Here is a 21,983-nt window from a genome sequence, read left to right on the forward strand (position 1 = left end):
CTGCAATGCAATCCGCTCCTGTAAGTTGCCCGGCATCTTGTTGTTGATGGGGTGGTCGTGAAGAAAATCGTTGGACTGGCAATTCTTGCACTGCTCGCGGCGGTGCCCGCTTATGCTGAAGACGACTGGAAGGCCGTCGAAGAGGTCAAGCCTTACGCCATTACCGGGCAGACCGGCATTGATCTCTATCGATCCATTGGCCAGCGTGGGCCGAAGATCGGGATTGGACGGGTGATCGCCCATACGAGCTATGTGCTGACCTGGGACCGCAAATTCGATAACAGCAACAATGGCTGCACGATTCTGTCGGCAAAACCGAAGCTGAAGATCACCTATACGCTGCCGAAGCCGTCACAAAAGCTGCCGTCGCCGGTGCGCGAAAACTGGGACGTCTTCATCGAAGGCATCCGCAAGCACGAGCTGGTGCATGGCGACAGCGCCAAGGACATGACGCGGGAAATCGTGCGCCGCACGGTTGGACTTTCCGTGCCCAACGATCCGAAATGCCAGAAAATGCGCAAGGTGCTGATCAAGGAAATCACCGATCTGGTTGCCGTGCAACGCGCGCAAGGCCGCGATTTCGACCGTGTCGAGATGGGCAATGGCGGCAATGTGCAGCAGCTTGTCCTCGCGCTGGTGAATGGCGGCTGATCAGAGTTCCATCACATCGCGCCGGTCTTCGGCGATCAGCTTGCGGATCTGCTGTACGATCTGGTCGCCATGCGCCTTGCCGAGCCGGTCTGCTGTTTCGACATCCTGCTCTTCAATGGCGCGGATCATGTCTTCATGTTCCGTCACATATTGTTCCGGCAGCTGGTCCGAGAAAGACGAATAATAAAGGCGCAGCAAACGGCGGCCTTCATCAAGAAGGCGTGCGAAAAAACTCGTATAGAACGGATTGCGCCCGGCCTCGGCGATCGCCGCATGAAAATCGCGATTGGTCGAAATCATGTCCAGCGCGTTCTGCGCCCGCACGGCCCTGGCAAAATCTTCCTGATGGGCGCGGATGATCTTGAGGTCCGCTTTGGTGCGGTGGCGTGCGGCAAGCCGCGTCGTGACGCGGTACATCAGGGTGATCGCGTCGAAAAAGGCAGGCAGGCTCAGAAAGTCGATATTCGAAACCACCGTCGAGCGGTTGGGGAGCGTCGTCACCAGCCCGTCGCTGGCAAGCCTCACAAGCGCCTCGCGGATCGGCGTGCGCGACATGGCAAAGCGTTCGGCCAGCTGGTTCTCATCGATGGGGCTGCCGGGGGCGAGCGAAAGATCGATGATTTCATCGCGCAGCACATCATAGACCATCTTGACGCCCGAGCCCTTCTTGCGGTCGGCAGATTGGCCCTCAGACCGGTTTGCCGATTGGCTGGATGGTGCTTTGCTCATGGCGTGTCCTTTATTGAAAGGGGCGGGCGGGAAGAGCCGGGAGGCATGCTTTCACGCCGTTATCCGCAATAACCTTTGTGATGGTGATTAGATCGTAGTTGCAATTGAAATTTTAGTCGACAAGAAAAATACATTGTGTATATTTGATTTCATACAAGGCTTGCTGAAGCCGGTTGTAGACTCTGGTTGATTGAAAAACGCGTTGAAGAGATTCAAGGACAGGACCATGACTTCTGATATTTTTTCCGGCTGCATTCCCGCACTCATGACGCCATGCAAGCCAGACCGTACGCCGGACTTCGATGCGCTGGTGCGCAAGGGCAAGGAACTGATCGCCGCTGGCATGTCTGCCGTCGTCTATTGCGGTTCGATGGGCGACTGGCCGCTTCTCACCGACGAACAGCGCATGGCGGGCGTTGAAGCGCTGGCCAAGGCTGGCGTGCCTGTCGTCGTCGGCACCGGCGCGGTCAACACGGCTTCCGCTGTCGCTCACGCTGCTCATGCCCAGAAAGTTGGTGCAAAGGGCCTGATGGTCATCCCGCGCGTTCTGTCGCGTGGTTCGTCGATTTCCGCCCAGAAGGCGCACTTCAAGGCCATTTTGGCGGCTGCGCCCGATCTTCCGGCGGTCATCTACAACAGCCCCTATTACGGCTTTGCCACCCGTGCCGATCTTTTCTTCGCGCTGCGCGCTGAGCATCCGAACCTGATCGGCTTCAAGGAATTCGGCGGGGCGGAAGCCATGCGTTATGCGGCAGAAAACATCACCAGCGCCGATGACGATGTGACCCTGATGGTCGGTGTCGATACGGGCGTGTTCCACGGCTTCGTCAATTGCGGCGCAAAGGGGGCCATCACCGGAATCGGCAATGTGCTGCCGAAAGAAGTGCAGCATCTGGTATCGCTTTCCAAGGCCGCTGCTGCGGGCGATGTTGAGGCCCGCGCTGCCGCGCTTGAACTGGAAGCCGCACTTGGCGTGCTGTCTTCCTTCGATGAAGGCCCGGACCTCGTCCTGTTCTACAAGCACATGATGGTCGTGACCGGAAACCCGGAATATGAACTGCATTTCAACGAGACGGACAAGCTGTCCGATGCCCAGCGCGGTTATTGCGAAGCGCAGCTGAAGCTGTTTCAGACCTGGTATGCAGAGTGGAACAAGCAGGGCGGCGCGGTCGCGAAATACGCAGCCTGAACGTTATAAAATTCGCAAATAAAAAACCCCGCCAATTGGCGGGGTTTTTGTTTGGTTGCGGTCCGAACTACGCGACGGCGTCGAGGCCCTTCTGGCGCAGCATTTCGAGCTGTTCCATTTCCGCCTGCGTCAGCGAAATGCCCTTGGAGAGCGATTCACGGCGGGCCGCGAAACGGCGTTGGGACGGCAGGCGCGCACCCTGACCGGCAATGGCTTCCAGCAGGATTTCGCCGTGCTGGATCGGATTGAGACGCCCACCGGCCATGCGTGTCGGGTCGAAAGCGAGGATCAGTTCACCGTGGCGTGGGGCAATTGTCGTGGTGCCGAGATAGGCGAGCGCTTCCGGGCTGCTGAAATCGCCGATCATGGAACCGGCCAGAAGCTCGATCATGGTCGAAATGGCCGAACCCTTGTGCTGGCCGAAGGGCAGCATGGCGCCTGCGAGGGCTGCTTCCGGATCGGTGGTCGGATTGCCTTCGGCGTCAACCGCCCAGCCTTCCGGCAATTGCTTGCCCGCGCGGCGGTAAAGTTCCAGTTCGCCGCGTGCCGCGACACTGGTTGCAAAATCGAACACATAGGGGTTTTCGCCAGTGCGCGGCCAGCCAAACGCAAATGGATTGGTGCCAAGAAGCGGCTTGCTGCCGCCCGCAGGCGCAACGGTCGCATAGCTTGGGCACATGGCCATGGCTGCGAGGCCTTCGTCGGCCAGCGCTTCCACTTCCGGCCAGAGGGCTGCGAAATGGGTGCAATCATTGATGACGAGGGCGGCCAGACCGAGCTTGCGCGCCCGTTCGATCAGCGCCGGTTTGCCGGTTTCGAATGCGAGATTGGCAAAGCCGCCATGAGCTTCGACGCGCACCACAGCGCTGTCATCCACGGTCAGCACGGGCACGGCATCGGTCGCCACCTTGCCGCTCTTCACGGTGCGCAGGCAGCCTTCGATGCGGTAAATGCCATGCGATTTGCAGCCGTCGCGTTCTGCGGCGACGATGGTGCGCGCGATTGCGGCTGCATGGTCATCGCTGAATGTGGCGTTGCGGAGTGTGTCCTTCACGAGTTCGAACAGTTCATCGACCGTAATCAGGATGGCGTCGCTCATCGTGATGTCCTTTCATGCAGCAAAACCGGGAAAAATCGTTCTCCTGTGCATAAGGGCTGCATACACAGAAGTCATCCGAAATTGTGGTCTTGCCTCTCATGAAAGAGAACGACATTATGCAGGCAAGGCATCATCTGTCCCCTGACGGATGATGCCGAGCCCGATCATTTCAGATCATTTGCGACCCAGTTCAAGATAAGTAATGCCGAACACGACAAGTGGCATGGCGGCAATCATTCCAAACGCGATCCAATGGAGCCACTGCATAGTGTGGTCCTCCGTTGTTGTGGTGTTGGAGAAAGTGGGCGGTGTTGGCCTCCGCCTCACATCAACCAGAGTGTGACTGCCGCAGCGATCACGAATGCGGCGGCAAAACTGGTTTCCAGTCGGTAGTACCAGAGCATGACAGCCTCCGTTATGGTTAACGAATGCTTAATAAACGCGGCTCTGGCGATTTGGTTCAATCGGCCCTGTAACATAATTGAGAGCGGCTTCGTGATGCGAAGCCGCTCTGCCGTGCTTTTACCAGTTGACGCGCAGGCCGACATTGCCCTTCAGCGTGTAGCTGTTGCCGAAATTATTCAGGCTTGTGTTGACCAGTCCTTCGCCGAACACGGAATAGCGCCGATTGTCGAAATCATAGCTGCCGCCGACGCCGAGACCGCCCCACAGACGATCCTGACGGCTTGCCAGACTGACGCCTGCGAGATCGGCACGGGTGCCGTCGCGGAATTCGTAATAAAGGTTGGCGATGCCGTAGAGGCTGGCGCGGTCGGTTGTGCCCCTGGTGTTCTGCCAGGAAGATGCGTAATCGAGATTGAGGCCAAGACGGCCTTGCAGGCTCTCGCCACGATCAAACCGCGCGGCGCTGCCGAAACCGTCGATGAAGTTGTCGGCGTCCACCGAGGAATAGACCAGCTGGCCTTGTGGCGTGACCGACCAATCGTTGTCGATGGCGAGTTTCTGCCCGCTTTCCAGCGACAGCGCATAGCCGAAAGCATGGCTTCCGGTGGCGAGCGCCGATGCGCCTTCTGCCGATGTGGTCAGGTCGCTGTCATACCATGTCGCCTGCGCCAGCCCGTCTGCATAAAAGCCGTTCTCGCCATACCAGGTCAGGGTTCCACCGAGGCCATAACCATCCGTGAAAATATCGCCGGACACGAATTCGCTGGACGATGTTCTGGTTTTGCCATGCATATATTGGCCGAAGATGCCGCCAACGAGGCGACCCTGCTCATTTTCCAGAAACGCGCCGTCAATACCCGCCTGCATCTTCAAGATGTTCTGACGGATTTGGGTTCCGGTGGTGCTGTAGTCGGCTTCAAGACGATTATGCGCGCCTTCAATGCGGCCCCAGACGCCATTGCCCATGGAGGTTGCGGTTTCCTTGTCGGAAGACGTGGTTTGCCCCACCCACACGCGGTTGCCCGTGCGCTGGCGCAGCGAAGAGACGCCGTTCATCCCAAGCAGATGCTGCGAATAGGCCTCATAGACCGGCGCACCGGCTTGCAGCTTGCCTTCCGGTTGTGGTTCCGGCTTCTCTGGAACTGGGTTTTCGGTGTTGGGGTTTTCCGGATTTGGGTCTGGATCTGGCGTGGGGATCACTGGCGTCTTCTTGGAAATCAGATACCAGTCATTGGTGTTCTGACCTTCAGCATTGCCTTTATAAAGGCCGTACTCATACGCGCCGATCACCACAGCGGGGCTGCCGCCTGCACGATATTGCGCGTCCAGTATGAAATCACCGTCAGAACTGCCGTTGACCTTGATGACTTCGATGCCCAGCGTCGTGCTGTCGCCCGTTCCACCGCGATTATTGACATGGAGGAAGCTGGTGCCCGACGTATTGCCATCAATCACGATCGTGTTCGTGTTCGACGTGTCGTCGCCAAGAACGGCATTGATCGTCAGCATGCCGTTATTGCCGACATAATCGCCGGTAATGTGGAGATTGTTGCTGGTCGATGTGCCGAAATTGACATTACCCGCATTGGCGAGCGTCACCAGTGTCTGATCCATGTCGTTGAGATCGAGCGTCGCGCCGGACGAAACTGTAAAAGCCGATGACGTGCTGAAGGCGTTGGTCGCACCCGCTTTCAGGGTTCCGGCTTCGATATTGGTGTCGCCGCTATAGGTGTTATTGCCCGTCAGGGTGGTGGTGCCCGTTCCGCTCTGGAACACGGCACCGTTTCCAGAAATGTCCGCGCTGAAATCAAACGCATTGTTGCGGTTGAATGCCAGTTCGCCCTCATTGGAGATTTGCTGGCTGGCCAGACTGCCCGTCGCGCCGCCCGCACCGAGCTGAAGGCGCGCACTGGCTGCAATCGACGTTGCGCCGCTATAGCTGGTCGCGCCAGCCAGAGTGAGAACACCGCTGCTGATCGTGACGCCGCCCGTGCCGCTGATATCGCCGGCATATGTTGTGCTTGCGTTTGTGATCTCGAGTGTCTTGGTTCCAAGCCGAACCTCGCCCGTGCCAGTCAAGGTCTGGATCGATGTAGAAGCGGCGTTGATGGCCGTAACGTCAAACAATCCATCTACGTTGATGAGGCTGGATGTTTTCAAGCTTCCTGCGGCACGGAGCTCAATCGTGCCCGATTGAATATCCGTGATGCCGGTATAGCTGTGGGTTCCTGCGCCCGTCCATAGCAGACCGTCGCCCGTTTTGACTATGCCGCCCGTTCCGGAAATCGCCCCACTAATGACGACCGTATTATTGGCATGGGTTGCGTTGATAGTGAGTGTCTTGTCGGTCAAGCCAATAGCGCCGAAATATGCAAGTGTGACAGTGCTGCCATTCGGATTGTCGACAACGAACGCTACATCATTGACAAGTTGAAATCTTCTGGGGCCTTGACCACCCGACCCGCTGGCGGAGGAATGGAAGCCAATCCCGTCGACGCCGTAAATAACTAACGTACCGCCAGAGTTCGAGCCTCCAATACCGTTGCCATTTAGAGTGGAGCCGTCAAGAACGTCGATCCTGCCAACGGCATAGGTTTGTCCGGAGCTGATTGATATGCTTTGGGTGCCCGGGTTGATGATCACAGTGTCAGCGGCTGTTGGAACAGCATTGTTGCTCCAGTTGCCTGCTGTGCTCCAAAGGCCGCCAGCTGATGGGCCTATGTATTCGACGTCCGCTGCATTTGCGGTAAGAGGAAATGCAAGCAGCGCCGTGCTCGCAGAAAGGACGGCTGCCAGTTTGTGCAATGGGTAGGTCCGCATCAAATTATCCTGCATAGTTCAAGGGACAACCAACGTCGGTTGTCTTGGCCCGCCGACTTTCGTGGGGGCACGGTCGGCTGTGTCTGTTCAGATTGTTTGGGAGCTTGCGTCGTGCTGGGGCTTCAACGCTGATCCTGCGACGCAGGGTGCTATGGGGTGAAGTGCCTTGCGCAAGACTGCATGTTTAAATGTGTCATGGCCGCAAAATCGTAAGTTGCGCTGAGGCGGATAAAGGCATAGCGGTTCTTTCGGTAGGTATAGAATCGCTTATTAGGATAAATTATATAAATTATATTTGAAACAGTAAAAGAAGTTTCCGAAAGTGTTTTCTTTAATTAAGTCGTCATCAAATTATATATTGCTAATATAATCGAATAGTAAATATTAACAACATTTTAACATCCTGATCCATTCACGCTGGGCTTTCGACGTGACCAAATTGCCGGGTCATTTGCTCACGTAAAGCGGAACCGAAAGCGTAAGAAACGCTGCGGTGCCCTCGACCCGGTTTTCGGTGTGAAACTCGCGCAGCAATTTCACCCGCGCCTGAACCGGTGTTTTATCGAATTCGAAATTGTAGCTCGCGGTTACACCGAGTGCCGCCACGCGCCCGCGATAGCCGCCGAGCACGGCTCCGCTGCCGCTGTCGTCGCTGATCTGCTGGTAATAATAGCCGATGGCACCGAGCGAGAACTGTTTCGAGAAATATTGCGAAACCGCGCCTTCCACATGGAATTCGGTTCCGGTGCGGTAATCGGTTTCGTGGTTTTTTCCGTTGAAGGTGAAACCGATCACGCCGGATATGTCGAGGCCGCGCGCCGGGTCGAACCAGGTTCCCGCAGCGGAAAGATCGCCACCCCAACGGTGGAAGGCAATATTGGCGAGCGAGTCCTTCTGGTAGTCCCCAATGGGAACATTGACCATACCATTGAGGCTCCAATGGAAGTCGCCGCTGTTCCAGCCGATTGTGGTGGTGACAACCGGATCACCGATCCTGGTAACGCTGTTGTCGATATCGCCCGAATAGGGTCCATAGACCAGATCAGCATCGACACTCTGATGGCCGAAGGGTGTGGTCAAGCCAAAGGCCAGCCGCCCTCCCAGAAGTTCATAGGGCGTGGACCATATGAAGGTTGGGAGGTCGACAACGGCCTTGGCATCGACACCGAAACCAACCACGCCGCCCAGCGGCAGCGGCGCGGACGCACCGGCACTTGCGCGATAGAAATAGGTGTCGTTCTGCAGATAGAGCCCGGGCGCGGGTAGGATCGCAGCCATCGGCCCCTTGGACCCCAGCAGGTAGAAGCCGAGACCGTTTTCTGCGGCCTGTGCGCCAAAGCAGAGGAGCGTCGCCGGAACGGACCAGAGGATAGGCTTTAGGGTTTGGACTAGTGGTTTCATGAGCCTGCTCTGATCCAGAGGTTCAGTGATGTTGGTTTTACAGTGGCAATCAGTGGGTGTTGTAACCTTCGATAGCGACAACCGGCTTCTGCCCGTTGATCTGTGCCTTTGAGACTGCCGCGGTGATTTCGCGCGTCTCGCGGGGATAGACCGTGACGTAATTGTCGTCATAGGTGATGGGCAGAATTTCACCGGAACTATCGTCTTGCCGAAGCTCCGCCCGGACAAAGAAAGCGATGTGGTCGGTCGGGTTGTTCAGCGAAATCTTGAAGCGGCGGAAGTCGTCTTGGGAGGCGATTTCTTCAAGTGTGGTTTTGAGTTCCACCTTCGGCATCGTGTTGAGCGGGGTGAAGTCAGCCCATTGCTTTTGTTTGAGTATCATGGCGTCCATCATGGAGTCTGGACTCATGTTTTCAGGAATGTCGTCCTTTGCCGATTGCCAATATGTGTTCTCCGCAAGCACTTCGTTCTTGGCATCGCGGAGTTGCAGGCGGACGAAATAAGGGAAGCGTCATGGCGACTGTCGAGGTGGTAGGACTGGTGGTTTTGACGGTCACATTCTTCTCGTGCTTGAGCTTGCCGTTTATGTCGTAGAGCCGGGCGTTGACTGTTAGGTTTTTCAAGCCCCCCAGAGTCTGGTTGACGAGATAAATTTTGGCTTTGGAATGGTTGCCGGTCGCATAGCCGTCAAAAACAACGCTTAAAGGCTGCAGGGCTTTCTTGGCTCCGAAATAGCCGCCGCCCTGTTTCATATAGTAATCGAAGAGATGACCGAAGAAGGATGGCCAATGGCTGTTAAGCATCCAGAAAATCGTCATCTTGTGGGCGTCCCCACCCAGCGCGCCATAGGCTTCGTTCTGCGCGCGGACATTTTCATAGGTCGTGAGCTGAGCCTTGCGCGCAAGATCTTCAACGCTGTCTGCAGGCCCATATCGATTGGCAATGGCCGCCTTGGCGCTTTCAAGCGTGCTGTTGCCGGGTGCGGAACCGGCGCGCATATACCAGAAATCATTGATGGGCCAGAGCTTGTCCGCTGGCAGGAATTTTTTCAAGCTCTCCAGCGGCAGAATAGTCTCGTCATTGCCCGATTCAGCGATGGAGCCCATCGCGCCGATGATGTCGCCCTTGAACCAGAAGGCGGGCGCGCGCCATGAATAGGGCGCCGCCATATGGATACCGCTCCAGTCGCTGTTGCGGGCGGACACCGTATCGACCACCGCATTTTGCCAATGCATCTTTTTCAGAATGGCGTGGTATTCCTGAAGGACGGGAGCCGGGGGCAGTCCATCGCTGCCATTCGCCCAGATGAAGGCCGAGGCATGCGAGCGAAAATCCGCGATCATGTCCTGAACTGTGGCATAAGCGACGGCGTAGTCTTCCTTGTCCCAATGGCTCCACAGTTCCCACGATCCGCAACACATGAGGCCGCGCATGACCGGGATGCCTTCCTTGTCGGCCAGCTCCAGCATGTCATCATCGGCGAACTTGCCCTCCCAGCGCAGCATGTTGACGCCAAGGTCTTTCGCATAACGAATGATGTCGCGATCGCGCTGCGGATTGTTGTCGAACAACAGGTCGGGCGTATAGGCCGCGCCACGGATCAGATAATCACGGCCATTGACCTTGATATAGAAGCTGCCGGGGTTCTTGAACTTCGGAAACAGCTTGGAGTTGTCGATGTGCTGCGTGATCTTGCGTATCCCGAAATCCGTCGTTGCTGTATCGGAAACCTTGTCGCCGATGCTAAAGGTGAGTTTCAGATTGTAGAGGTTTGGCTTGCCCCAGATATAGGGCCACCAGACATCAGGCTTATTCACCGTCAGCGTCTTGACCTGTTCCGGGGTAAAGCTTTCTTCGCGAGTTTCGTTGGCTTTGAGCGTAACGGGCTTTTCAAGGTGAATGCTGGGCTTATCCTCCCGGGTGATCTCGCCGCGCAGCACCCCCGTAACGGGCTCTGAAGAGCGGTTGATCAGATTGGCATAGACATCGAGCTTCGCCGTCTTCAGATCTGGCACCGACAGGTCGGCTTTGACATAAGGATTGCGCAAGGCAACATCGCCGCCATAGGTGAGATAGACCTTGCGCCAGATACCTGCGCCCTTATCGGGGATAAAGGAGGTTTTTGTCGCGTAGTCGCCCAGATATTTCAAGTTGATCCAGTCCATCCATGTGTCGGTCAGATCGACACCTTCGCCTTTCCCCGGATTAAGGCTGTCACCCAATGTCAGGCTTGGGGTGCGCTGCTCCGGGGTGATTTTAACCGCCAGCAAATTATTTGCGCCGGGATGGACCAGCTTCGTGACGTCAAACTCGTACTTGCGGCTCATGCCGACAACGGTGTCGGGTCCTGCGATCTTTTGGCCGTTCAGCCAGATTTCACCACGATAGTTTAGCCCGTTGAAGATGAGCGTGTAACGGTCGTGCCCTTCTGGAACATCGAGCTTGGTCTGATACCACCATTGGTGTTTCCACAGGGTGTTGTCTACCTTGGTAAGATTGTCCCCATAGTAGATGTCTTTATAGACCCCTGCCTTGCTGAGCGCGTTCAAAACGGTGGAGGGCATCGTCTGGATAGCATAGCCTGCGTCGCCAAGCGGCGCATTCGGCACGTCGATCTGTGCTGCATTCGCGTCGTCGTCCCGGATGAGACGCCATCCATGCTGCAGCTCGATTTTGCCGCTGGTAGCTTCGGCGCACGCTTCGAAAGTCAAAGACGAAGCAAGGATTGCTACGGCAACCAGAAAATACCCCACGCGAGCCATTTGCCCTCCAATGTATAAAGGTCGGAACGCTAACGCTTGTGCCCGCAGATTGAATTCGTTGTTTGATTTTAGGCTGGCCGACAGCGTTATGCTGGATGAAAACGCAACACTATTCTTTCGAAGAAAGCCGGTAGTTTGATCCCGGCATTCGCTGTTCAACAACATTGTTGTGGGCGAGTGTCGGGACCGCTCTCAAAGGGAGGGCGCTTAAACAATGCTATTGGTTTTGCAGCATTTTCCGAAATATTCGAGGCTACGCTTCGGCCATCTCTTCTCTGTTGTGGGGTCAACCTTTATCAGGCCGAAGTTCTTTGCAAATCCTTCGTTCCATTCCCAATTGTCCGTGGAAGACCAGTAGACCAGCCCCTTCAGGTTGACGCCCTTCTGCATCGCCTTATAGGCTTCCTCAACATAGCCCTTGATAAAATGAATTCGCGTTGTGTCCTCGACGACGCCATTGACGACTGTATTGGGTTCGTCAACCGGGAAGCCAAATTCAGTAACGTAAATGTCGGGTGCGCCATAACCATTGTGGACCCGCAGCAGGGTTTCAGAAAACCCATCCGGTTCGTAGGGCAGATATTTGGTGAGCTCGAGATTATCTGGAGGCGTGTCCTGCACGAAGCCGAGTGGCGTGTGCGGCTCGGCCTTGACGTAAAAGCGTGAGTAATAATTCACGCCGAGAAAATCAGGTTTCGCGGCGATGATTTCCATGTCGCCGGGCTGGACGACTGGAGCGACCAGTGCGTGCACCTCTGCTGGATATTCCTGCCCGAACAGCGGATCGAGATAGGCCGTGTTCCAGTAAGCATCCATGGTTCGGACGATTTTTTCATCTTCCGGGTAGTTGGATTTGGATCGGACAGTCTGGAGATTGAGCGTGGTGCCGACCTTCGCGTCTTTCGGCAGATTCGCCCGGGCGGCCGCGATGATAAGGCCCTGCGCGACATTTTGATGATGGATCGCATCCCCCATTGCCCTCAAGGATATGTAACCTGGCGCGAAGCGTCCCGAACCATAGCCGAAGGTGGAAACGGTGCCAGGCTCGTTCATGGCAATCCAAAGCTTGATACGGTCGCCAAACCTGCGCGTTATAATTTCGGTATAGTCGGTTGCATATTGGATGATTTCACGATTGCGGAAATCACCGGCCCAAATGGGGTTTTCGAAATGCAGGATGGTGGCCATGGGATCAAGACCGAGCCGAAGCATCTCGTCGATCATACGGTCATATAAGTCCAACGCAGCGGCGCTTGGCGCACCCGGTCCTTCGGGCTGGATGCGTGACCAGTAGAAAGAAAAGCGAAAAGTGTTCAAACCGGCTTGAGACAACAGGGCAAACTCTTCGCCGTAACGCGTCTCGAATTGCGTGTTTTTCACGTTGGTTGAGCCGTCGCGAATTCGACCTGAAATATCGGCAAAAACGTCCCAGTTGCTGCGCCCGCGCCCGGCGCGGCTCTCTGCCTGCGCGGCGGCGGAAGCGACGCCCCACTTGAAACCGGCTGGAAAAGTCTTGTCTTCAGCGAAGGCAATTTCTGGCGCAAGGGCAGTTGCCGCCGAAGCTGCCGCCACCTTAAGAAACGAACGTCGTGAGAAGCTAAGCCGGCTTGTCAGTTCGTGGTCCATTCGCGAGATCCTGTGTTTGAAAGGATTGAGTGACCAGTTCTCAAGAGGCAAATATCTGCCGTCTCGGAAAGAACGAACTTTCCCGTTGTTGCGATAACTGGCCTTAGAAGAACTTGATCTTATGCATAACTATGGGGGCGGACCTGTTTCATAATGAAACAGAGTGTTTTATTCTCCTCGGAATGAGCTATATGTAAAAATCACAGTCGAGCAATACGCTTTTATCCCATATTCAGTGCAATATTATCTCAAGCTAATAAATATCGATAGATATTAGATTTTATTTGGAAATATAAAAATGTCGGTCTATATTTAAAAAGAAATATAAAAAGATGGTCTGCTTGTGAGCGGGTCACTACTTAAATTGTGGCAGTTGTTTTGCATAAAAACCTTAAAGCCTGCTGGGTTGGCGAGGTTCAGGAAGAATACGGGTCGATCTCCAGATAGTCTCAGGAAATAATTTTTGCCCACAATATTCTGCGTGGCTAGACGAAAGGCTGGTAAATAGTGTCGGAATTTTTTCTCTCAACCGACATGGTGGATGAAAAATATCGCACTGCCTTCTGGCAGGAAGTATCGAAGCTTATATACGAAGTCTCTCCGGTGGACGAGGATGGTCATGCTGAACTGATCGGCACCATTCGCTCACGGATTTTTGACAGCATGGTGCTGGGCGACACAACATTCAACGAGCAGATTTGCCGGCGAACGCCGGAGATCATTGCGCGCTCGAATTTGGATATCTGCCTGCTGCAGCTTGTCCTGTCGGGGGAATATACCGGTGACTTCGATGGCACCTATGTTCAGGTGCAGCCGGGTGATATGTTTTTCGTGGACCTGACGAAAGTTCTGGACAGCCACAAGGAAGCCGGTGCGCGAGTGACCCTGGCGATCCCGCGGTTCGAGATCAATAAGTGGTTTCCTGCGAATGACCTGCATGGGTTGGTTCTGCCGCGGAATGTGAACATCAATCAGGTGTTGTTCGATTTCATCTTGAGTCTGGATGGCGCGCTGGATTTCATTCAGGAGAGTGAAATACCGGCGATCAAGGAGGCGCTTGTGCTGTTGCTGGTGGCGGCGGTGAATGGCGTTGCGCTCTCGCCGGCACAATCGAGCGCCATTGACCAGACGATGCGGCAAAGGGTGATCGACTATATCGATCTGAATATTCGCGACCGGCGTTTGAGCCCCAAGACGATCATGGCGCATTTCAAACTCTCCCACTCGCATCTGTACCGGCAGTTCGAGCAGGATGACGGCATCACCAAATTGATTCGGCAAAAGCGTCTGGATTTGGCCTATCGCTATCTGATCCATAGCAAAGGTAAGGCGGAAACGCTGAAAGAGGTCGCCTATAAATGCGGCTTTTCAGATCGCGCGCAGTTTACCCGGTTGTTCAAGGAACGGTACGATGTTTCACCGCAGGATTTACGCGAATTGAAGCGATTGCCGGGGCACGATCCGATGTCGGCTTCCAATCTGCACCAGCATATTGAGGATCACCTGACGCGCATACAGCCCGCCAAACCGTGAAGGATCAGACCACAGCCTTTTGGTGGGCACGATCTTGTTCCGCGATCAGCACGGTAATGATGCCAGCCACGAGAACGGCGTGGTCGCTGACCTGCGGCAATCCCATCAGTTCGCCGAACGTCCCACGCGCCAGCGGTCCGGCAATCAGCAATGTCTCGTCGGCGAAGCCCGACGTGGAGATTGCATGACTTTGCCAGTCGCAGAGAAGGCCAAGCCCCGTCGGGCAAAGCGCCAGATGGCCTGCTTCGGCAAGCGCCGCCAGCAAGGGTTGCGATCCGAGAATGCCGCCATGGCCGGGACCGGTGGTGACAACCACCTTGTCCACGTCGAGGATATCGAGTTGGCCTGTCCGGCGATCCTTGAGGCTGATGCGCAAAGTGTCGCCGGAGGATTCCGCGCTACGGACGGAGGCAGCGCGCACCGAAAGGGTGCCCTCGGCGATGGCGCGGTCCAGCGCATTTTCCACCTGAGGCGCGATGCGGAAACGATGCACGTCCCAGAATGGACGCACATGCCGCGCCATGCGTCTGCGCTCCGAAACAGGCAAAGCCCGCCAGATGTTCTGCCCCTGAAGGCGGACCGCATCAAGAACCGGATGCCAGCTCAACCCCTCTGCGACTGCGGCTTTGACGGTTTCACGGACCCGTTGCAGCAATTGTGAAGCGCTGAGCGAGGGCGGGTTGAGAAAATCGCCATAAGGCTCGTGGGTGACATGGGGATGCCCGCGCGAGCGGAGACCACGGCGCGAAATCGAAACAATCTGCCCCCTGTGGCCATGCGCTTTCAGCGTGGCGATGACGTCGGCGGCGGTCAGTCCGTTGCCGACCACCAGCACGCGGTCGTCCGGCTGGACATTATCCAACGCGCCGGGGCTGGTTGCGTCGGCAATCAGACCGGCATGGTCCCTGATCGGCGCGAGTACGCCGGGCAGCGAAGGGGCGGGATGGCTGACCGCCAGGACGGCGATATCGGCAATGACCGGCTCACCATCTTCGGTGTCGATGGTCCAGAGGCCACTGTTTTTCGTTGCCTTCACGGCGCGGGTGCGGCGGTGTTCCACACGTCCGGCTTCAATCAGCGGCGCCAGTCTCGATGAGGCATAAAGCCCGAAAACCGTGCGGGCGGGGAAGGGCGCACCGTCTATGCTGAACGCATCCGGGTCGCCTTCCAATATTCCGGTTTCCGCAAGCCAGTTGCTGAAATCTTGTGGTTCGTCGGGCAGGATGGACATCCGGTCGGCAGGCACGTTGATGCGGTGCACGGGTTCGAGCGTATCATAGGCCAGACCGCGCCCAAGCTTTTCGCGCGGTTCAATCACCACGATCCGCCAGTTGGCGTCATGCCCTTGTTGGGACAGCTGGCGCATCAGATGCAGCGCAACAGCCGCGCCTGTAAAACCGCCGCCGATAATGGCGACGGTGCTGCTGTGGGCGTTCATCGGCATTTCAAATCTCACGAGCCGGAAGCGACCTTTACATTACCCCCATGTCCGCCGCCGCCAAAGACCTGTTTTTTGCCGAAGGACGAGCGGATCTGGTTGCGCGGTCCTTCCAGCCCCAATTCGGGGAACAGCAGCTCGGAAACGCGATAGGCTTCTTCCAGGTGCGGATAGCCGGAGGCGATCACCGTATCGATGCCCAGTTCCTGATATTCGCGCAGGCGGGCGGCAACGGTCTTGGGCGAACCGACCAGCGCGGTCCCGGCGCCGGAGCGCACAAGGCCGATGCCCGCCCAGAGATTGGGCGAGACTTCCAGCTTGTCGCGGCGACCATTGTGCAAGGCGACCATACGAGCCTGACCGACAGAATCGGAATTCTTCAGGAAAACCTGCTGGGCGGCGGCGATGGTTTCGTCGTCGAGATGCGCAATGAGGCGGTCGGCGGCTTCCCACGCTTCCTCGTCGGTTTCGCGCACGATGAAGTGCAGGCGGATGCCGAACGAAATCTGGTCGTCGCGGCCCTTGGCTCTTGCGGCCTTGCGAACGGCGGCGATCTTTTCGCCGACTTGTGCCGGGGGTTCGCCCCAGGTCAGGTATTTATCGACGAGACCGACAGAAAAATCGATGCCTGCCTGCGACGAACCGCCGAAATAGATCGGCGGGCGGGCCTGCACGGGCGGCAGGCCAAGGGCAGCGTCATGGGCTTTGATGTATTTGCCGTCGAGATTGCCATGGCCCGTTTCGATCAGATCGTTGAACACCTGGAAGAATTCGTCGGCATGGTCGTAGCGTTCGTCATGCGGCAGGAAAATGCCATCGCCAGCCAGTTCCTGCTGACTGCCGCCAACGACGATATTGAGAAGCAGCCTGCCCTGAGACACGCGGTCGAGCGTCGAGGCAAGGCGGGCATAATAGGCGGGCGAAGCCACGCCGGGCCGGATTGCGACAAGGAATTTCAGCTTTTCCGTGTAAGCGGCAAGATTGGCGGCCAGAACGAAGGATTCCTCGCAAGCGACCCCTGTCGGGATCAGAACGCCGGAATAGCCGAGGCGGTCTGCCGCCTGCGCGATTTCCCGGAAATAGGCGGGATCGGAAGGGCGGCTCAGCGCTTCGGTTCCCAGATAGGTGCCGTCACCCGAAGACGGGATGAACCAGAGAAAATCGAGCGGCTTTCCATTGGCGGACATGAGAGACCTTTCTTCCTGTGTTCCGTATGCCCGCGCATTGCCCGATTGATGCCATCGGGCGCTTGCAGCAGCGGAGCGTGTTCGGGGAATATTGTACCTGAGCAGATCGCCCGCTTAAGGAATGCGATGCTAAAAACTGCGCCCTGCGTGAAGTTTATCGGTGCGCTTGACCGCTTTATTGCGAAACTTGATTGCTGTTGTCTCCGGTGGGCTGGGATAAACAGCAAAGCGTCAACTCTGTGGGTGTTGCGCCAGCAATCGGAGAAACGTGTTCCAGTTTCTGCTTCTGAGCGCTATTTCTATACAGTCAAAAGAAGGAGCCAGAATGCGCCGCGACAAGAAGAAGGCGACGATATACGACCTTTCCGTTCTGTCGGGCAGCTCGCCTTCCACGGTCAGCGCAGTGCTGAATGGCACGTGGCGCAAGCGCAGGATCAGTCAGGCGACTGCGGAATCCATTCTGGGTCTGGCAGAACAGCACCAATATACTGCCAACCGTCAGGCGCAGGGGCTGCGCCATTCCCGCTCCGGCCTTGTCGGGTTGCTTTTGCCTTTGCATGACAACCGCTTTTTCTCGTCCATGGCGCAGACATTCGAAGCGCATGTGCGCGCACGTGGTCTTTGCCCGGTCGTGGTCAGTGCGGGGCGCGATCCGGCTGAGGAACGCGAAACGGCGGAAACGCTGATTTCCTATTCCATCGATGAGTTGTTCATCTGCGGTGCGACAGACCCGGACAGCCTGCATGAACTCTGCGAACAGGCAGCACTCCCGCATGTGAATATCGATCTGCCGGGAGCGAAGGCTCCATCGGTGACTACCGATAATTTCGCCGGTGGCCGCATGTTGACGGAAGCAATCATCGCGCATTTTGCCGATCGTGAACCGTTGCAGCCGATGGAGCTTTGTCTGTTTGGTGGTCGCAATGACGAATCCACGCGCCAGCGTATTCGCGGCTTTCATGACGCCAAGCAGGCGGTTCTCGGGTCTGATCCGGAAGATTGCGTCTTCCGCACCGGCTATTCGCCGTCAAATACTGTGCGGGCGCTGGATGAATATCGCGAGCGTCACGGTCGGTTGCCGCGCGGTCTGTTCGTCAATTCGTCGATCAATCTTGAGGGCCTGCTGCGCTATATGGTCGAGCACCCGCACGAGCAGCTCGATGATCTTGTGGTCGGCTGTTACGACTATGACCCCTTTGCCTCTTTCCTGTCGTTTCCGGTGATTTCAATCCAGCAGGATGTGGAAGGCATGATCGCCAAAGCCTTCGAACTGATGGAAAAGCACGTCACGGCGCCGGAACTACACCTCGTTATGCCCAGATTAATCGCGCCGCGTTCAGCGATCCCGCTGCCGGTGGATAGTCTTAAAGATATCAAATAATTGAGCGATCTCGGCTCTGCACTAACCGGAGCGATGTCCGGGGACTTTGTTCCCGATTTGTCGAAGTCTTACAGACGCCAGCAACCCATCCCTCGCTGAATCGTGTTGACAGATTTCAGGGGCTGGCGCATTATCACTTTGCACAATCGATTGTGCAAATTGTTGTGCAGAGTTACAGCATCTCCAACCGGGAAGAGGCCCGGGACGAGATGCCGCCGCCTGATGGGAGATGGCGGCGCTGGCAGGTGGAGGCAATACGAAGCGCGTTTCTGAAAATGGCTGGTTGGCGTGTGTTCCGATCTGTTTGAATCGGATCGGCGCTCTAGTTGGTCATGCGAGGATACTTCGTCCGAAAGGCGTTTCACGCTTTCGGCATGTAACCTTGGAGGTGAGCCCTTGGCTTCAGCGCATGTAAAGCCGTCTCTTGCGGGCAAATTCCCGGTCGAATGCCAGAAGAACAGACAATCAGGAGGAGAGTGTCATGAAGGTATCGAAGATGACAGGCGCGCTGGCTGGCGTGCTGATGATGGCCGCTACGACGGCGCATGCGGAAGTCAAGGACGCGGTGGTCGGATTTTTGATGCCGGATCAGGCATCCACGCGCTATGAAGAGCGCGATTTCCCAGGTTTTGCAGCAGAAATGAAGAAGCTCTGCGAAAGCTGCAAGGTGCTCTATCTCAACGCCGATGGCGATGCGACCAAGCAGCAGCAGCAGTTCAATTCGGTCATTTCGCAGGGCGCCAAGGTGATCGTTCTCGATGCCGTGGATACTGCAGCCGCAGCCTCGCTGGTGAAGCTCGCCCAGTCGCAGGACATCAAAGTCATCGCCTATGACCGCCCGATCCCGGATGCGACGTCGGATTTCTATGTCTCGTTCGACAATGAAGCCATCGGCAAGTCGATTGCCGAATCGCTCGTCAAGCAGCTGAAGGCCAAGAACGTTCCGGCCGACAAGGGCGGCGTTCTCCAGATCAACGGTTCGCCGACCGATGCGGCTGCTGGTCTCATCAAGAACGGTATTCATGCCGGTCTGAAGGACAGCGGCTACAAGACGCTGGCCGAATATGACACGCCGGAATGGGCGCCAAGCAAGGCGCAGCAATGGGCGAGCGGTCAGATTACCCGCTTCAACGACCAGATCGTCGGCATCGTGGCTGCCAATGACGGCACCGCAGGCGGTGCGATTGCTGCCATGAAGGCTGCCGGTATCGATCCGCTGCCGCCGATTACCGGCAATGACGCGACCATTGCGGCGCTTCAGCTCATCATTTCCGGCGATCAGTACAACACCATCAACAAGCCATCGGAAATCGTTGCTTCGGAAGCTGCGCGCGTTGCCGCCCAGCTGCTGAACGGCGAAACGCCGAAGGCTGAAACCACGCTTTACAACACGCCATCGAAGCTCTTCGTCCCGGCGGTTGTGACGGCCGAAAACCTCAAGGCTGAAATCATCGACAAGAACATCGTGCCCGCAGCAACGCTGTGCGTCGATCGCTATGCCGATGGCTGCAAGAAGCTTGGCATCACGCAGTAAATCAACGATGCGCCCGGCCGGTTTTTCCGGTCGGGCGTCCTGTTTACGCACATCCAATCCGAAAGCCATTTCACATTTTTCGGGATGTGCTGTGTTTCGTGCGCAAAGGCATATCGTGAGATGTGCCGGGGAAAGTGAAAAATGTCCCAGGAAAACAAAGCGGCGACGTCATCGTCGCAGCCCGTGCTGCGTCTCAGCGGCATTTCCAAGAATTTCGGCGCGGTGTCCGCGCTGACCGATATCGATCTGGAAGTCTATCCGGGTGAAGTCGTGGCGCTGGTTGGCGACAATGGCGCCGGAAAATCGACGCTCATCAAGACACTCGCCGGTGTGCATCAGCCGAGTTCGGGTACGATGGAATTCAATGGCGAGAAGGTTGTGCTGTCCTCGCCGGGCGATGCGCTCGACCTTGGCATAGCGACGGTCTTTCAGGATCTGGCGCTGTGCGAAAATCTCGATGTCGTCGCCAATATTTTCCTTGGTCGGGAGCTTAGCCCCTATCGCCTCGATGAAGTGTCGATGGAAATCAAGGCATGGAAGCTTTTGAACGAGCTTTCCGCCCGTATCCCCAGCGTCCGCGAGCCGGTCGCCTCGCTGTCCGGCGGCCAGCGGCAGACTGTTGCGATTTCGCGCTCGCTGCTGCTCGATCCAAAGCTCATCATGCTCGATGAACCGACCGCAGCGCTTGGTGTCGCGCAAACGGCGGAAGTGCTCGATCTGATCGAGCGCGTGCGTGATCGCGGTCTGGGCGTGCTGATGATCAGCCATAATATGGAAGATGTGCGCGCTGTCGCAGACCGCATCGTTGTGCTGCGTCTTGGTCGCAATAACGGTGTTTTCTATCCGGATTCATCGAATGAGGAACTGGTCGCCGCCATCACTGGCGCAACCAGCAATTCCGTTTCCCGCCGTGCCGAACGACGTCAGGCACAGCACGATGACGCTCATGACCGGGGAGAAGCACGATGAACCAGACAACCGGAAATACCCCGCTCGACCGGCAGGATGCCCGCGTGCGCCATGATGAAGGCGTTTCGGGCGCGCTGCGTGGTTTCTTCGACCGCGTTCGCTCGGGCGATCTTGGCTCGCTGCCGGTTATTGTCGGCCTCGTCATCATCTGGACCGTGTTCCAGACGCTGAACCCGGTTTTCCTGTCGAGCAACAACCTCGTGAACCTGTTGTTCGATTGCTCGACCATCGGCGTCATTTCGCTTGGCATCGTCTGCATTTTGATGCTTGGCGAAATCGATCTTTCAGTCGGCTCCGTCAGCGGTCTGGCCTCCGCCATCGTCGGCGTGCTGTGGGTCAACAATGGCTGGCCGGTGGCGTTGGCGATTGTCGCAGCCCTTTGCGCGGGAGCGCTGATCGGCCTGCTCTACGCCTTCCTTTATAACCGCTTCAGCATGCCAAGCTTCGTTTCGACGCTGGCGGGCCTGCTCGCGGCACTTGGTCTCCAGCTTTATCTCCTCGGCAATACCGGCTCGATCAACCTGCCCTATGGCTCGTGGCTTGTCAGCTTCGGCCAGCTTCTGGTGATGCCGCGTCCGCTTTCTTATGCGCTGGCGCTGATTGCCGGTCTTGCGATCTTCTTCACGGGTTTCCGCTCGGCGCAGCGTCGTCGCGAGGCTGGGCTTTCGGCACCTTCCGTCGCTGGTATCGCGCTGAAGGCCATTGTCATCACGCTGATCGTCGGCGGTGCCGTGTTCTATCTCAACCAGTCGCGTGGCGTGCCGTGGATGTTCGGCTTGTTTGTGGCGCTGGTGGTTGCCATGAACTATGCGCTGACCCGCACCCGCTGGGGCCGCGCCATGCAGGCTGTCGGCGGCAATCGTGAAGCTGCGCGCCGTGCCGGTATCAACGTCACCTTCATCTATATTTCCGCCTTCGTCACCTGTTCGGTATTGGCTGCGGCGGGCGGTATTCTGGCCGCTTCGCGTCTGGCATCGTCCAGCCAGCAAGCCGGTACGGGCGACGTCAACCTCAACGCCATTGCGGCAGCGGTCATCGGTGGCACAAGTCTGTTCGGCGGTCGCGGCAGCGCCTGGTCCGCCTTGCTTGGCATTATCGTCATCCAGTCGATTGCCAGCGGTCTGACCTTGCTCGATCTGTCGTCGTCGCTTCGCTACATGATCACCGGTGCCGTGCTGGCAATTGCCGTGATTGTCGATTCTCTTGCACGCCGCTCGCGCCAGTCGCACGGTCGCGCTTAACATAAAAGGATTCTCCAA

At 56.9% G+C, this 21,983-nt stretch carries 16 protein-coding genes; 7 read left to right on the top strand and 9 right to left on the bottom strand.

What is annotated here, in order from left to right; all coding sequences use genetic code 11:
• The first annotated feature begins 75 nt into the window (after positions 1 to 75).
• The gene (locus D8666_RS17735; protein WP_371830839.1) at positions 76 to 651 is read left to right on the top strand and encodes a DUF922 domain-containing Zn-dependent protease; all 576 of its coding nucleotides are present in this window, start codon (positions 76 to 78) and stop codon (positions 649 to 651) included.
• Here D8666_RS17735 and D8666_RS17740 read toward each other — a convergent pair whose 3' ends face one another.
• Positions 652 to 1,380: a GntR family transcriptional regulator gene (locus D8666_RS17740; protein WP_121538894.1), complete on the bottom strand. Its 729-nt coding sequence runs from the start codon at positions 1,378 to 1,380 to the stop codon at positions 652 to 654. It abuts the gene before it with no gap.
• Between the two features lie 226 nt (positions 1,381 to 1,606).
• Here D8666_RS17740 and D8666_RS17745 point away from each other — a divergent pair, with 226 nt between their 5' ends.
• Positions 1,607 to 2,569: a dihydrodipicolinate synthase family protein gene (locus tag D8666_RS17745; protein ID WP_121538895.1), complete on the top strand. Its 963-nt coding sequence runs from the start codon at positions 1,607 to 1,609 to the stop codon at positions 2,567 to 2,569.
• A gap of 67 nt (positions 2,570 to 2,636) precedes the next feature.
• On the opposite strand, the gene D8666_RS17750 is transcribed toward D8666_RS17745, so the two are convergent.
• The 6 genes from D8666_RS17750 to D8666_RS17780 all read right to left on the bottom strand — a co-directional run bounded on the left by D8666_RS17750 (position 2,637) and on the right by D8666_RS17780 (position 12,682).
• Complete coding sequence (locus D8666_RS17750) at positions 2,637 to 3,668, bottom strand: Ldh family oxidoreductase (RefSeq protein ID WP_109367847.1); 1,032 nt, start codon at positions 3,666 to 3,668, stop codon at positions 2,637 to 2,639.
• 522 nt (positions 3,669 to 4,190) lie between these two features.
• On the bottom strand, positions 4,191 to 6,425 hold the full coding sequence (locus D8666_RS17760; RefSeq protein WP_167836113.1) for an autotransporter family protein: 2,235 nt from the start codon (positions 6,423 to 6,425) through the stop codon (positions 4,191 to 4,193).
• A 915-nt stretch (positions 6,426 to 7,340) separates the two neighbouring features.
• On the bottom strand, positions 7,341 to 8,294 hold the full coding sequence (locus tag D8666_RS17765; protein WP_109367844.1) for a SphA family protein: 954 nt from the start codon (positions 8,292 to 8,294) through the stop codon (positions 7,341 to 7,343).
• 49 nt (positions 8,295 to 8,343) lie between these two features.
• On the bottom strand, positions 8,344 to 8,676 hold the full coding sequence (locus D8666_RS17770) for a glycoside hydrolase family 2 protein (protein WP_147438011.1): 333 nt from the start codon (positions 8,674 to 8,676) through the stop codon (positions 8,344 to 8,346).
• A gap of 31 nt (positions 8,677 to 8,707) precedes the next feature.
• Entirely contained in the window at positions 8,708 to 11,056 is a 2,349-nt protein-coding gene (locus D8666_RS17775) for a glycoside hydrolase family 2 protein (protein ID WP_167836114.1), read from the bottom strand.
• 207 nt (positions 11,057 to 11,263) lie between these two features.
• Positions 11,264 to 12,682: a glycoside hydrolase family 1 protein gene (locus D8666_RS17780; RefSeq protein ID WP_109367842.1), complete on the bottom strand. Its 1,419-nt coding sequence runs from the start codon at positions 12,680 to 12,682 to the stop codon at positions 11,264 to 11,266.
• A 507-nt stretch (positions 12,683 to 13,189) separates the two neighbouring features.
• Here D8666_RS17780 and D8666_RS17785 point away from each other — a divergent pair.
• Positions 13,190 to 14,215: a helix-turn-helix domain-containing protein gene (locus tag D8666_RS17785; RefSeq protein ID WP_124915913.1), complete on the top strand. Its 1,026-nt coding sequence runs from the start codon at positions 13,190 to 13,192 to the stop codon at positions 14,213 to 14,215.
• A gap of 4 nt (positions 14,216 to 14,219) precedes the next feature.
• Here the strand turns inward: D8666_RS17785 and D8666_RS17790 are convergent, their stop codons facing one another.
• The gene (locus D8666_RS17790; protein WP_121538910.1) at positions 14,220 to 15,653 is read right to left on the bottom strand and encodes an FAD/NAD(P)-binding protein; all 1,434 of its coding nucleotides are present in this window, start codon (positions 15,651 to 15,653) and stop codon (positions 14,220 to 14,222) included.
• Positions 15,654 to 15,667: 14 nt separating this feature from the next.
• Positions 15,668 to 16,840, bottom strand: a complete 1,173-nt coding sequence (gene ssuD / locus D8666_RS17795) for an FMNH2-dependent alkanesulfonate monooxygenase (RefSeq protein ID WP_109367840.1) — start codon at positions 16,838 to 16,840, stop codon at positions 15,668 to 15,670.
• 325 nt (positions 16,841 to 17,165) lie between these two features.
• On the opposite strand from ssuD, the gene D8666_RS17800 reads away from it, so the two are divergent.
• The 4 genes from D8666_RS17800 to D8666_RS17815 all read left to right on the top strand — a co-directional run bounded on the left by D8666_RS17800 (position 17,166) and on the right by D8666_RS17815 (position 21,965).
• A complete protein-coding gene (locus D8666_RS17800) occupies positions 17,166 to 18,221 on the top strand; it encodes a LacI family DNA-binding transcriptional regulator (protein WP_109367839.1) in 1,056 nt (351 codons plus the stop codon).
• Between the two features lie 481 nt (positions 18,222 to 18,702).
• Positions 18,703 to 19,755 carry an ABC transporter substrate-binding protein gene (locus D8666_RS17805; RefSeq protein WP_109367838.1) on the top strand — a complete coding sequence of 351 codons (1,053 nt, stop codon included), beginning with the start codon at positions 18,703 to 18,705 and terminating at the stop codon, positions 19,753 to 19,755.
• A gap of 141 nt (positions 19,756 to 19,896) precedes the next feature.
• Positions 19,897 to 20,724, top strand: a complete 828-nt coding sequence (locus tag D8666_RS17810) for an ATP-binding cassette domain-containing protein (RefSeq protein WP_109367837.1) — start codon at positions 19,897 to 19,899, stop codon at positions 20,722 to 20,724.
• Entirely contained in the window at positions 20,721 to 21,965 is a 1,245-nt protein-coding gene (locus tag D8666_RS17815) for a sugar ABC transporter permease (RefSeq protein ID WP_121538900.1), read from the top strand. Before D8666_RS17810 ends, D8666_RS17815 begins: the two co-directional genes overlap by 4 nt.
• The last annotated feature ends 18 nt before the right edge of the window (positions 21,966 to 21,983 follow it).

It is taken from the genome of Ochrobactrum soli (assembly GCF_003664555.1).
GTDB lineage: Bacteria > Pseudomonadota > Alphaproteobacteria > Rhizobiales > Rhizobiaceae > Brucella > Brucella teleogrylli.

Excerpts from the sequence above, each read along its gene's own strand:
- D8666_RS17740 (WP_121538894.1), bottom strand. The coding sequence starts at position 1,380 with ATGAGCAAAGCACCATCCAGCCAATCGGCAAACCGGTCTGAGGGCCAA.
- D8666_RS17745 (WP_121538895.1), top strand. The coding sequence starts at position 1,607 with ATGACTTCTGATATTTTTTCCGGCTGCATTCCCGCACTCATGACGCCA.
- D8666_RS17750 (WP_109367847.1), bottom strand. The coding sequence starts at position 3,668 with ATGAGCGACGCCATCCTGATTACGGTCGATGAACTGTTCGAACTCGTG.
- D8666_RS17765 (WP_109367844.1), bottom strand. The coding sequence starts at position 8,294 with ATGAAACCACTAGTCCAAACCCTAAAGCCTATCCTCTGGTCCGTTCCG.
- D8666_RS17770 (WP_147438011.1), bottom strand. The coding sequence starts at position 8,676 with ATGATACTCAAACAAAAGCAATGGGCTGACTTCACCCCGCTCAACACG.
- D8666_RS17775 (WP_167836114.1), bottom strand. The coding sequence starts at position 11,056 with ATGGCTCGCGTGGGGTATTTTCTGGTTGCCGTAGCAATCCTTGCTTCG.
- D8666_RS17780 (WP_109367842.1), bottom strand. The coding sequence starts at position 12,682 with ATGGACCACGAACTGACAAGCCGGCTTAGCTTCTCACGACGTTCGTTT.
- D8666_RS17790 (WP_121538910.1), bottom strand. The coding sequence starts at position 15,653 with ATGAACGCCCACAGCAGCACCGTCGCCATTATCGGCGGCGGTTTTACA.
- ssuD (WP_109367840.1), bottom strand. The coding sequence starts at position 16,840 with ATGTCCGCCAATGGAAAGCCGCTCGATTTTCTCTGGTTCATCCCGTCT.
- D8666_RS17800 (WP_109367839.1), top strand. The coding sequence starts at position 17,166 with ATGCGCCGCGACAAGAAGAAGGCGACGATATACGACCTTTCCGTTCTG.
- D8666_RS17805 (WP_109367838.1), top strand. The coding sequence starts at position 18,703 with ATGAAGGTATCGAAGATGACAGGCGCGCTGGCTGGCGTGCTGATGATG.
- D8666_RS17810 (WP_109367837.1), top strand. The coding sequence starts at position 19,897 with ATGTCCCAGGAAAACAAAGCGGCGACGTCATCGTCGCAGCCCGTGCTG.
- D8666_RS17815 (WP_121538900.1), top strand. The coding sequence starts at position 20,721 with ATGAACCAGACAACCGGAAATACCCCGCTCGACCGGCAGGATGCCCGC.